Raw genomic sequence first — 12,028 nt, forward strand, 5'->3', positions numbered from 1 at the left:
GCTCCGGGGCCTCCGCCTGCCGCGGGTGGCTGTTGGGCGGGGGGGGGCGCGATCCCCCGGCCCCCCCCCGCGCGCCCCCCCCCCCCCCCCCCCCCCCCCCCCCCCCCGCCGTCGTCGTAACGGTGGGGATCTAGATGTTGAAGCCCAGCGCGCGCATCTGGTCGCGGCCGTCTTCGGTGATCCGCTCCGGACCCCACGGCGGCATCCATACCCAGTTGAGGCGCCATTCGTCGACGACCCCGTCCAGGGCCTTGCCGACCTGCTCCTCGATCACATCGGTGAGCGGGCAGGCGGCCGTGGTGAGCGTCATGTCGATCAGCAGGGCGCCGTCGTCGTCCGAGTACTTCAGGCCGTACAGCAGGCCCAGATCAACGATGTTCACGCCCAGTTCGGGGTCGATGACATCCTTGAGTGCTTCTTCGACATCCTCGAGGCCCGTGCGGGCCACATTGAGTTCGGTCATTGCCAGTCCTAACTAGGCCTGTGCTGCAGCGGAAGCGGCAGCGATGGTGGCTGCTCCGGCGCCGGTGGCGTAGCGGTCGTAGCCTTCTTCTTCGAGGCGGTCGGCGAGCTCCGGGCCGCCCTCTTCCACTACCTGGCCGTCAACGAACACGTGCACGAAGTCCGGCTTGATGTAGCGCAGGATCCGGGTGTAGTGCGTGATGAGCAGCGTGCCCATCTTGCCCTCGGAGTGGGCGCGGTTGACGCCCTCGGAGACGACCTTGAGCGCGTCGACGTCCAGGCCGGAATCGGTCTCGTCCAGGATGGCGAACTTGGGCTTGAACAGCTCCAGCTGAAGGATCTCGACGCGCTTCTTCTCGCCGCCGGAGAAGCCCTCGTTGACGTTGCGCTGGGTGAAGTCGGCGTCGATGCGCAGCTGCGCCATGGCCGCCTTGACGTCCTTGGTCCAGGTCCGCAGCTTGGGCGCTTCGCCGTCGATGGCGGTCTTGGCGGTCCGCAGGAAGTTCGTCATGCTCACGCCGGGAACCTCGACGGGGTACTGCATGGCCAGGAACAGGCCGGCGCGGGCGCGCTCGTCGACGCTCATCGCGAGGACATCTTCGCCGTCCAGGGTGATGGTGCCGGTGGTGACGTTGTAGCGCGGGTGCCCGGCGATGGTGGATGCCAGGGTGGACTTGCCGGAACCATTCGGACCCATGATGGCGTGGGTTTCGCCGGTCCGGATGGTCAGGCTGACGCCCTTCAGGATTTCCTTCGTGCCCTGCTCGGTGTCAATGCTGACGTGCAGGTCCTTGATCTCAAGAGTAGACATGTGCCTTGTTCTCCTCTGCACCGTGCCCTCCGGCACCGTGCGGTTTCTTGTCGATAAGTTCTGTTGTGCGGGTTGCCGGCTGCGGGCAGCTAGCTGAAGTTCGGGGCCGCGGCACCGTTCAGGACGTTGGTGAAGTCCACGTAGACCTCGTCATCCAGGACGGTCACGGCGAACACGGGGACAGGATCATAGGCCGGCAGCTGGAGCGGCTCGCCGCTGCGCAGATCGAACTGGGAGCCGTGGCCCCAACACTCGATCATGCAGCCCTCCACCTCACCTTCGGAGAGGGAGATGTCCGCATGCGAGCAGGTGTCGCCGATGGCGTGGATCTCGCCCATCGAGTCCTTCACGATCGCGACAGGGTAGTCGTCGACCAGGATCCGCAGCGCCTGCTTGAGTTGGATCTCACTGGCGTTGCAGACGAGCTCGCCTCTTGGCTGTTCAGTCATTGAAAAGTTTCCGTGTTCTCTAGTGCTGCGAACTAGTTGTCCGTTGCCGCGAGCTCGCGCTCGACGGCGGCCGTGAGGCGCTCCTCGATGGCCGGAACCTTGATCTGCTGGATGATCTCGTTCAGGAAGCCGCGGACCACCAGGCGGCGGGCCACCTTTTCCGGAATGCCGCGGGCCATCAGGTAGAACAGGTGCTGGTCATCGAACCGTCCGGTGGCGCTGGCGTGGCCGGCGCCGGCGATCAGGCCGGTCTCGATTTCCAGGTTCGGCACCGAGTCGGCGCGGGCGCCGTCGGTGAGGACCAGGTTGCGGTTGGCCTCGTAGGTGTCGGTGCCTTCTGCTTCCTTGCGGATCAGGACGTCACCCACCCAGACGGTGTGCGCGTTCCGGCCCTGCAGGGCGCCCTTGTACAGGACGTTGGACTTGCAGTTCGCAACCGCGTGGTCGACGAAGAGGCGCTGCTCCAGGTGCTGGCCGGCGTCGGCGAAGTACAGGCCGAACAGTTCCACCTCAGCGCCCGGGGCGGTGAAGCGCGCCGACGGGGTGACGCGCACGAGGTCGCCGCCGAGGCTGACGACGATGTGCTTGAACTTGGCGTCGCGGCCGAGCTTGACCTGCTGCGAGGAGGCGTGCACGGCGTCGTCGTTCCATTCCTGGAGCGAGATGACGGTGAGCTGCGCGCCGTCCTCCACGAGGATTTCGACGTTCTCCGCCACGACCGCGGTGCCCTGGTGGTCCAGGACCACGACCGACTTGGAGAACTTCTCCGCGACAATCACCACGTGCTGGGCGGAGGCCTCGGTGCCCTGGCCGGTCAGCAGGACGCTGACCTCGCCGTCGACCTGGGCCTCGGCCGGGACCGTGATGACGGTGGCTTCGGTGAAGTTCTCCCAGGCGTTCGCGGAGACTCGGTCCTCGGGGATCGCTGCCGAGCCGATCCGGCGGTCGTCGCGGCCGACGGTCTCCACGGTGACGCTGTCCGGGGCGGTGACGCTCACGGACGGTGCGGTGCCGTTGAGGACCTCGGTGTGCAGGCCGCGGAGGCGCTTGAGCGGGGTGAAGCGCCAGTCCTCCTCCATGCCGGTCAGCGGCTTGAAGTCCGCCAGCTTGTAGGAGGTCAGGCGTCCGGCGCGTGAGCTGTCCGGAACGCCGACGCCGCCGCCGTGCGAGTGCCGCTTGACGGCTTCGCCGGCGAGCGGGGCCTTGGACTCCTTGGCGTTCAGCGGTGAAAGGCTTTCGCCTTCCTCCGTGAAGCCGTTGATGAACGGCTTGGCTGAGGGCGCGCCGATGCGGGCCTTTTCAGTAGTGATGTCAGTCATTAACCGACCGATCCTTCCATCTGCAGTTCAATCAGGCGGTTCAGCTCGAGGGCGTATTCCATCGGCAGCTCACGGGCAATCGGCTCGATGAAGCCGCGGACGATCATCGCCATGGCCTCGTCTTCACGCATGCCGCGGGACATCAGGTAGAACAGCTGCTCTTCGCTGACCCGCGAGACCGTGGCCTCGTGCCCCATCGTGACGTCATCCTCGCGGATGTCGATGTACGGGTACGTGTCCGAACGGCTGATGGTGTCCACCAGGAGCGCGTCACAGCGGACCGTGTTGGCCGAGTGCTTGGCGCCTTCGCGGACCTGGACCAGGCCGCGGTAGGCGGCGCGGCCGCCGCCGCGGGCCACGGACTTGGAGACGATCGAGCTTTTGGTGTTCGGCGCGATGTGGACCATCTTCGAGCCGGTGTCCTGGTGCTGGCCTTCGCCCGCAAACGCGATGGACAGCGTCTCGCCCTTTGCGCCCTCGCCGACGAGGTAGACGGCCGGGTACTTCATGGTGACCTTGGAGCCGATGTTGCCATCGATCCACTCCATCGTGGCGCCCTCTTCGCAGATGGCGCGCTTGGTGACCAGGTTGTACACGTTGGTGGACCAGTTCTGGATGGTCGTGTAGCGGACGCGGGCGCCCTTCTTCACGATGATTTCCACCACGGCGGAGTGCAGCGAATCCGAGGTGTAGATCGGCGCGGTGCAGCCCTCGATGTAGTGGACGTAGGAGTCCTCGTCCGCGATGATCAGCGTGCGCTCGAACTGGCCCATGTTTTCCGTGTTGATGCGGAAGTAGGCCTGCAGCGGGATGTCCACGTGGACGCCCTTGGGGACGTACACGAAGGAACCGCCGGACCAGACAGCCGTGTTCAGCGAGGCGAACTTGTTGTCGCCGACCGGGATGATGGTGCCGAAGTACTCCTGGAAGATCTCCGGGTGCTCGCGCAGCGCGGTGTCCGTGTCCAGGAAGATGACGCCCTGCTGTTCCAGGTCCTCGCGGATCTGGTGGTAGACGACCTCGGACTCGTACTGGGCGGCGACACCGGAGACGAGGCGGCTGCGCTCGGCTTCCGGGATGCCCAGCTTCTCATAGGTGTTCCGGATGTCCTCGGGAAGGTCTTCCCAGGTGTTGGCCTGCTTTTCCGTAGACCGCACGAAGTACTTGATGTTGTCGAAGTCGATGCCGGAGAGGTCTGCGCCCCAGGTCGGCATAGGCTTGCGGTCGAAGTACTTCAGACCCTTGAGGCGCAGGTCCAGCATCCACTTCGGCTCACTCTTCTTGGCCGAAATGTCGCGGACGACGTCCTCGTTGATGCCGCGGCGGGCGTTGGCTCCGACGTCGTTCTTGTCGGACCAGCCGTACTCATAGGTTCCGATTCCGTGGAGCTCGGGATTCTTTTCCAGAATCTCCGAGATCACAGTGGATTCAGCAACCTTCTTCTCTGATAGTTGGTCCGTCATCACGGCCTTTCTTGCAGATGGTTGGATACTTCGTCCAGGCTGCCCGGGGTGGTTGCGGGACTGTGAGGCCCCCTGGCCGGACGGCCTGTAGGTATGTGGGTGGTGCAGACGTGCCCGCCGCGAGCCAGCGTGGAGAGCCGGCGGACGTCGACGCCGACCAGCCGGGAGAACACGTCGGTCTCGACGTCGCAGAACACCGGGAACTGCGCGGCCAGTTGCTGGATGGGGCAGTGTCCCTGGCAGAGCTGGACGCTGGAGAGCGCCGCCGGGAGGGGGGCCTTGGCCTCGATCGAGGTGGTGGAGGCTACGAACCCGTCGCGGCTCAGCGCCTCGGACAGGGCCTGGGCGCGGGCGGTGATGTCCGGGCCGGCGGCGTCGATTTCCGGCGCGTAGCGGCGTTCCATCTCGCCGAAGCGTTCGACGGCGAACTGCCGCACGGCGTCGGGCCCGGCCATTTCGCCGAGGCGCTGCAGGGCCAGGGTGGCGATGTCCAGGTAGTCGTTGCCGAGCGTGGACTGGCCCTGGGAACTGAGGACATAGCGGCGGGCGGGGCGCCCTGCCCCGGCGCCGGCCCGGGCCGCGCGCTTGACCTCGATCACGCCGCTGCGTGAGAGGTGGTCCAGGTGCCGCCGGACCGCGGCGGGGGTGAACCCGAGCAGGTCGCCGAGTTCGGCGGCGCTGATGGGGCCGTGTTCCAGTACTGCGTTCAGCACGCGGTCGCGGGTGCGCTCTTCGGCGTCGACCGCCGGGAAGGCGGTGGCCGCCTGGGCCGCCGCGGATCCCGCCGCGACGGATCCCGCTGGCGCCGACGCGCCAGGGGCCACGCGCAGGCGGCCGCGCCCGGCGGGCGCAACAGAAGTTGAGGAGCTCATGGAATACACAACACAATCATGTCGTAATTTAGTCCCCCGGGCCAGTAAGGCATGGCTATCCTCGGCCCCCGGCGGGAGCAGCCGCCTTGAACCGCCGCCGTGCGCCGTTCCCCGGCCCGGGTCCGGCCGCCGGCCGGACCCGGGCGTACTACATCCCGTAGAATGCTGTGGTGCGATCCCCCGAATCCCCCGTCCTGTCCATCAGCGGGCTAGTCAAGGATGTAGGGCCGCTGCCCACCCTCGACGGCAAAATGCTGCGCGTGGTCAGCGGCCTTTCCCTCGTCGCCGAACGCGGACAGGTCACGGCCCTGCTGGGGGCCAACGGCGCGGGCAAGACCACCACCATCGAATGCGCGCAGGGCCTGCAGAAACGCACGCACGGCAGCATCAGCCTCCTCGGGGAGGACCCGGACACCGCGGGGGCCGCACTCCGGGCCCGCGTCGGGGTAATGCTCCAGGACGGCGGGCTGCCGCCGTCGGCCCGTCCCATTCCCCTGCTCAAGCATATTGCCGGGATGTACCAGGACCCGTGGCCGGTCGGGGAGCTCATCGAGCGGCTGGGGATCGACACGTTCAGCCGGACGTCCGTGCGGCGGCTGTCCGGCGGGCAGAAGCAGCGGCTCGCGCTCGCGGCCGCGCTGGTGGGCAACCCCGAGGTGCTCTTCCTGGACGAGCCGAGCGCCGGCCTGGACCCGCAGTCGCGCCAGCTCGTATTCGAGCTCATCTCCGAACTCCGGAACCGCGGGATGGGGATCGTCCTGACCACCCACCTGATGGATGACGCCCAGCGCCTCGCCGATTATGTCTACATCATCGACGCCGGCCGCAACGTTGCCGAGGGGACCGTCGCGCAGCTCCTGCAGCACCCCCTCCCCCCGGAGGCCGGGGAGCAGCACATCCGCACCCTGCTGTTCGAGACCGACCCCGGACTGGATTTCACCGGAGTGCTGCCCGACGGCGTCAACGTCACCGAGGCGCGGGCCGGCAGCTACGCCGCCACCGGCGCGCTGACCGCCGCGGACCTCGCGGCCATCACCGCGTGGTGGGCCGCGCGGGGCATTATGCCCCGCTCGCTGAGCCTTGAAGCCCGCAGCCTTGAGGACGTCTTTCTCGACATCTCCGGAAGGGAGATCCGATGACCAGCGATAGTGCCGCCCTGGGCAGCGCACCGCCCGGCAGCGCACGGCCCGTCAGCGCCGCGCCGGACCGTTCCCCTGGCAGTGCCCCGGCCCCGCTGCTGCGGCGCATCGCGCTGCAGGGCAAGTACGAGACGATCACCATGCTCCGGAACGGCGAACAGCTGATCCTGGCGGTCGTGCTGCCGCTGCTGGCCATGGTGGGACTGACGGTCACGCCCCTGCTGGACGGCTTCGGCGCGAGCCGGATCAATGTTGCCGTGCCGGGGATCCTCGCGCTGTGTGCCATGTCCACCGCGTTCACCGGCCAGGGCATCTCCACGGGTTTTGACCGCCGCTACGGGGTCCTGCGGTTCCTCTCCACCACTCCCCTGGGGCGCACCGGTCTGATCGCCGGGAAAGTCCTTGCGGTCCTCGCGGTCCTGGCGCTGCAGGTGCTGGTGGTCACGGCCGTGGCCCTGCTGCTGGGCTGGCAGCCGGATCCGCTGGGCTGGGCCCCGGGGCTGGCGCTGCTGGTGCTCGGTGCGGCGGCCTTCACGGCGCTGGGCCTGCTTGTTGCCGGGACCGTCCGGCCGGAGGCGACCCTCGCGATCACCAACCTGCTGTGGATCCTGCTTGGTGCCCTCGGCGGGATCGTGATCCCGGCCGAGCGGCTGCCCGCCCTGCTGGAGTCGATCGTGCACTTTCTCCCCTCCGGCGCCCTGGGACAGGCCATGAGGGAAGCCTTCCTGTCGGGGACCGTCAGCCCGGTCCCGGTACTTGTCCTGCTGCTCTGGACGGCGATCGCCGGCGGCGCAGCCACCCGTTGGTTCAAATGGAATTGAGAAAACTGTGAGCACGGCCTCCCGCCCTCCCCGGACCGCGTCCCGGAACATCGCCTGGCTGCCCGTCACCGTCAACACGACGGTGCAGCGGCTGGCGGTGCTGTCCCTGATCGGCCAGACCGTCCTGATCGTGACCGGCGGCGCGGTCCGTCTCACCTCGTCGGGCCTGGGCTGCCCCACGTGGCCGCGCTGCACGGACTCGTCGCTCGTGAATACCCCGGAAATGGGCATCCACGGCATCATCGAATTCGGCAACCGCCTCCTGACGTTCGCGCTGGCCGCCGTCGCCGTCGCCATGCTGGTGTATCTCTGGAACCTCCGCAGGGAACGCCGCGACCTCTTCGTGCTGGCCCTGGGCCTGCTCGCCAGCATCCCGGCGCAGGCCGTCATCGGCGGCATCACGGTGCTGACCCAGCTGAACCCCTGGGTCGTCGGCCTGCACTTCCTGGTCTCCATGGCGCTCGTGGTCGTGGCCACCCTGCTGGTCAACCGTGCCTACGGGCGGACGGGCCGCTTCCGGGTCGCTGAACTGCCGGCCCTGCCGGGTGTCGCGCGCCCGCTGATGACCGCCGTCGCGCTGTTCTCCGCCCTGGCCGTCTGCCTGGGCGTTGTCGTCACCGGCGCGGGCCCGCACGCGGGCGACGCCGACGCGCCGCGCAACAACCTGGACTGGGACCTGTTCTCGCACATTCACGCGGCGCCGGCCTACCTGGTGACCGCCGGGGCGCTGTTCGCGCTCTACCTCGTCCTCCGCGACCGGATCCCCGGCCCGTTCCGCACCGCCGTCGTGATGCTCCTGGGTGTCACCGTGCTGCAGGCCGCCATCGGCTTCACCCAGTACTACAACGGCATCCCGGCGCTCCTGGTCGCGGCGCACATGCTCGCCGCCGCCCTGCTGATGAGCGCGGCCACCAACGCCGCCGACCTGGCCCGCAGCAGCCCGGTCAAGTAGCCGCCGCACCCCCAGCCGCACACAAAACAACGCGGGGTCACTTACGGCCCATTCCGGGAGTCCGGATGGGCCGTAAGTGACCCCGCGTTGGTGTTGCGGAGGGGCGGGGCTAGCCGCCCATGATGGGGGAACCGACGAACGGGTCGACGGCCAGGGCGATGAAGAGCAGGGTCAGGTAGCTGATCGAGCCGTGGAAGACCTTCATGGCGCCCTTGTTGGACACGTCGCCGGCCTGTGCCCGGTTGTACAGGGCGTGCGATTCGTAGAGGAACCAGGCACCGGCGAGGACCGCGGTGACGGTGTAGACCCAGCCGGCGCCGCCGGCCGGGACGAGCAGCAGCGAGCACGCGACCATGGCCCACGCGTATAGGACCACCTGGACGGAGACGACCTTGGCCCCGGCGATCGCACCGAGCATCGGCACGTTGGCGTTGCGGTAGTCCTCGCCGTAGCGCATGGACAGCGGCCAGTAGTGCGGCGGCGTCCACAGGAAGATGACCATAAAGAGCACGACGGCGGGCCACTCGACCGTGTTGGTCACGGCGGCCCAGGCAATCAGCACCGGGAAGCAGCCGGCCGCCCCGCCCCAGACGATGTTCTGGGCCGTGCGGCGCTTGAGGATCATCGTGTAGATGACCACGTAGAAGACGATCGCCCCCAGCCCGAGCCAGGCGGCGAGCGGGTTGGCGCCGAACCAGAGGATCGCGATCGCGGCCGCGCCGAGGAGCCAGGAGAACACCATCGCCTCGCGGGGCGTGACCTCGCCGGTGACGAGCGGCCGGTTCTCGGTGCGGTGCATGAGTTTGTCGATGTCGCGGTCTATGTAGCAGTTGAAGGCGCCCGCGCTGCCGGCGGCGAAGGCACCGCCCACCAGGGTGGCCACGATCAGGCCGATCGACGGGAAGCCGCGCTCGGCGTAGATCATGGTCGGCAGGGTGCTGACCAGCAGGAGCTCGATGACGCGGGGTTTCGTGAGCGCCAGATAGGCCTTGGCCTTGCGGGCGAAGCCGATTCTTCCGCGGATGGGAGAGGCGTTCAGCGGCGTATCTGTTGTGCTCACGGTGGCAGTCACTCTGTTCTGTCTGGCTGTTCAGTCCGGCTGGTTCCGCAACGCGGGGTGCATATCGGAGGGGTCCGCGCAGCGCGCAGGAGTGTCCCCGCCCCCGTTGGTAGCCACGAACCATCATACCGTGCAGGCACAGCCCGACCGGTCCCGGGAACGCTGCCGGCGGAGACCCGTGATTCAAACAGATTAACGCGGGCTCACAGCCGCCGCGGACGCCGGTGATTCATATAAGCCGAAATCCGGTCCAATTGGTGAGATATACAGCACCCGCCCGGTGGAATAGGGCTAAGCTGTCTGCAGATCAGCGCGCAGAGGAACGGCCAAAAGGCCTTAGCTAGTGCTGGATGTACCTTCCTGCAGATGTCTGCAGGTGTGCACTGGCGAATGCCGCTGAATGATAGATCAACGTTTCGATGGTGAACGGCTGGTACGTACCGCAGCGGGCACCGAACTGTGCCCCGGACGGGACTGACCATACCACCCGCCATCAGCACAGAGAGGGGCCCGGTTTTCGTGCCACATTTGGAAGAGCAAGAACTGTCTTGGACCAGTCTGGACCAGCGCGCCGTGGACACCATCCGTGTCCTCGCCGCCGACGCGGTGGAGAAGGTCGGCAACGGCCACCCCGGCACCGCCATGAGTCTGGCACCGGCCGCCTACCTTCTCTTCCAGAAGTTGATGCGGCACGACCCGAAGAACCCCGACTGGCTGGGACGGGACCGTTTCGTCCTCTCCCCCGGCCACACCTCCCTCACGCTGTACATCCAGCTCTTCCTTTCCGGCTACGGCCTGGAACTGAAGGACCTTGAGGCGCTGCGCACCTGGGGTTCGCTGACCCCCGGCCACCCGGAATACAAGCACACCGCCGGCGTCGAGATCACCACCGGCCCGCTCGGCCAGGGCCTCGCCTCCGCGGTCGGCTTCGCCTACTCCCAGCGCCGCATGCGCGGGCTGTTCGACGCCGACGCCGCCGAAGGCACCAGCCCCTTCGACCACACCATCTGGGTCATCGCCTCCGACGGCGACCTCCAGGAAGGCGTGACCTCCGAGGCTTCCTCGCTCGCCGGACACCAGGAGCTCGGGAACCTCGTGGTGATTTACGACGAGAACCACATCTCGATCGAGGACGACACCGACATCGCGTTCACCGAGGATGTCCTGGCCCGCTACGAGGCCTACGGCTGGCACACCCAGCGTGTGGACTGGACCCGGACCGGGGAATACAAGGAGGACGTGCAGGAACTGCACGCCGCGCTCCTGGCCGCGAAGGCCGAGACGGGCAAGCCGTCGATCATCTCGCTGCGCACCATCATCGGCTACCCGGCCCCCAAGAAGCAGAACACCGGCAAGATCCACGGCTCCGCCCTCGGTGCCGAGGAAGTCGCCGCACTGAAGAAGATCCTCGGCTTCGACCCGGAGCGCACGTTCCAGGTCGACGACGACGTCCTGGCCCACGCCCGTGAAGCCGTGGACCGCGGCGCGGCCGCCCGCACCGAATGGCAGGCGGCCTTCGAGGCCTGGCAGTCGTCCAACGCCGAGGCCGCCGCGCTGCTCGAACGCGTCGAGGCCCGCAAGCTCCCGGCCGAGCTCGACGCCGCGCTCCCGGTATTCGAAGCCGGCAAGGACGTCTCCACCCGCGCCGCGTCCGGCAAGGTCCTGAACGCGATCGGCCCGGTCATGCCGGAGCTGTGGGGCGGCTCCGCCGACCTCGCCGAATCGAACAACACCACGATCGAGGGCTCGCCGTCGTTCATCCCGGCCTCCCGCTCCACGGCCGCCTGGAAGGGCAACCCCTACGGACGGGTGCTGCACTTCGGCATCCGCGAGCACGCCGCCGCGTCGATCGTGAACGGCATCAGCCTGCACGGCCGCACCCGCGCGTTCTCGGGCACGTTCCTGATCTTCAGCGACTACCAGCGCCCGGCCATCCGCCTCGGTGCCCTCATGGGGGTCCCGTCGCTGTACGTCTGGACGCACGACTCGATCGGCCTCGGCGAAGACGGACCGACCCACCAGCCGGTGGAGCAGCTCGCCACCCTCCGGGCCATCCCTGGCCTGGATGTCGTCCGCCCGGGCGATGCGAACGAGGTCGCAGCGGCCTGGAAGGTCATGCTCGAGAACCACGAGAACCCTGCCGGCATCGTGCTGACCCGCCAGAACATTCCCACCTATGCGCGCGGAACCTCTGACGCCGAGGGCGACACCTTCGGTTCCACCGCCGGCGTCGCGAGGGGCGGCTACGTCCTGGCGGAAGCCTCGGCCGACGGCCGGACCGCCACGCCTCAGGTCATCCTGATCGGCACCGGCTCGGAAGTCCAGCTGGCAGTGCACGCCCGCGAAGCGCTCCAGGCCGAGGGCATCCCCACCCGCGTGGTGTCGATGCCCTGTGTGGAGTGGTTCAACAAGCAGGACGCCGCCTACCGCGAAGCGGTGCTTCCGGCGGCAGTCAAGGCACGGGTATCCGTCGAAGCCGGGCTCGCCCTGGGCTGGAAGGAATTCGTCGGCGACGCCGGCCGTTCCATCAGCCTCGAGCACTTCGGCGCCTCGGCGGACTACAAGCGCCTGTTCCAGGAATTCGGCATCACCGCGGAGGCCGTTGCCGCCGCAGCCAGGGAATCCCTCGCGGGCCTTCCGGCCTGACCCCAACTTCACGCTTTCCGGGCCGCCGCCCCAA

11 protein-coding genes are annotated in these 12,028 nt (G+C 67.9%); 4 read left to right on the forward strand and 7 right to left on the reverse strand.

Annotated elements, in window-relative coordinates:
* Positions 1–130: 130 nt before the first annotated feature.
* The 6 genes from J2W14_RS15030 to J2W14_RS15055 all read right to left on the reverse strand — a co-directional run bounded on the left by J2W14_RS15030 (position 131) and on the right by J2W14_RS15055 (position 5,385).
* A complete protein-coding gene (locus J2W14_RS15030; protein ID WP_056434018.1) occupies positions 131–463 on the reverse strand; it encodes a metal-sulfur cluster assembly factor in 333 nt (110 codons plus the stop codon).
* A gap of 12 nt (positions 464–475) precedes the next feature.
* Positions 476–1,273, reverse strand: a complete 798-nt coding sequence (gene sufC / locus J2W14_RS15035; RefSeq protein WP_307463976.1) for a Fe-S cluster assembly ATPase SufC — start codon at positions 1,271–1,273, stop codon at positions 476–478.
* A gap of 89 nt (positions 1,274–1,362) precedes the next feature.
* Positions 1,363–1,722, reverse strand: a complete 360-nt coding sequence (locus tag J2W14_RS15040) for a non-heme iron oxygenase ferredoxin subunit (RefSeq protein WP_224046469.1) — start codon at positions 1,720–1,722, stop codon at positions 1,363–1,365.
* A gap of 32 nt (positions 1,723–1,754) precedes the next feature.
* On the reverse strand, positions 1,755–3,041 hold the full coding sequence (gene sufD / locus J2W14_RS15045) for a Fe-S cluster assembly protein SufD (RefSeq protein ID WP_307463978.1): 1,287 nt from the start codon (positions 3,039–3,041) through the stop codon (positions 1,755–1,757).
* On the reverse strand, positions 3,041–4,504 hold the full coding sequence (sufB, locus tag J2W14_RS15050; protein ID WP_282379218.1) for a Fe-S cluster assembly protein SufB: 1,464 nt from the start codon (positions 4,502–4,504) through the stop codon (positions 3,041–3,043). Before sufB ends, sufD begins: the two co-directional genes overlap by 1 nt.
* On the reverse strand, positions 4,504–5,385 hold the full coding sequence (locus J2W14_RS15055; protein ID WP_307463983.1) for a helix-turn-helix transcriptional regulator: 882 nt from the start codon (positions 5,383–5,385) through the stop codon (positions 4,504–4,506). The genes sufB and J2W14_RS15055 overlap by 1 nt, the downstream gene beginning before the upstream one ends.
* Positions 5,386–5,546: 161 nt before the next feature.
* Here J2W14_RS15055 and J2W14_RS15060 point away from each other — a divergent pair, with 161 nt between their 5' ends.
* Genes J2W14_RS15060 through J2W14_RS15070 form a run of 3 tightly spaced genes read left to right on the forward strand, consistent with a single transcriptional unit; the run spans position 5,547 to position 8,288 of the window.
* Complete coding sequence (locus J2W14_RS15060; protein WP_307463986.1) at positions 5,547–6,515, forward strand: ABC transporter ATP-binding protein; 969 nt, start codon at positions 5,547–5,549, stop codon at positions 6,513–6,515.
* Positions 6,512–7,336, forward strand: coding sequence for an ABC transporter permease (locus J2W14_RS15065; protein ID WP_307463988.1), 825 nt, complete (start codon positions 6,512–6,514; stop codon positions 7,334–7,336). The genes J2W14_RS15060 and J2W14_RS15065 overlap by 4 nt, the downstream gene beginning before the upstream one ends.
* A 7-nt stretch (positions 7,337–7,343) precedes the next feature.
* Complete coding sequence (locus tag J2W14_RS15070; protein WP_307463990.1) at positions 7,344–8,288, forward strand: COX15/CtaA family protein; 945 nt, start codon at positions 7,344–7,346, stop codon at positions 8,286–8,288.
* A gap of 109 nt (positions 8,289–8,397) precedes the next feature.
* On the opposite strand, the gene J2W14_RS15075 is transcribed toward J2W14_RS15070, so the two are convergent.
* Positions 8,398–9,360, reverse strand: a complete 963-nt coding sequence (locus tag J2W14_RS15075) for a heme o synthase (protein ID WP_307463991.1) — start codon at positions 9,358–9,360, stop codon at positions 8,398–8,400.
* Positions 9,361–9,876: 516 nt separating this feature from the next.
* Between J2W14_RS15075 and tkt the strand changes: the two genes are divergently transcribed.
* Positions 9,877–11,994 carry a transketolase gene (gene tkt, locus J2W14_RS15080; protein WP_307464363.1) on the forward strand — a complete coding sequence of 706 codons (2,118 nt, stop codon included), beginning with the start codon at positions 9,877–9,879 and terminating at the stop codon, positions 11,992–11,994.
* The last annotated feature ends 34 nt before the right edge of the window (positions 11,995–12,028 follow it).

It is taken from the genome of Pseudarthrobacter oxydans (assembly GCF_030812335.1).
Lineage (GTDB): Bacteria > Actinomycetota > Actinomycetes > Actinomycetales > Micrococcaceae > Arthrobacter > Arthrobacter oxydans_B.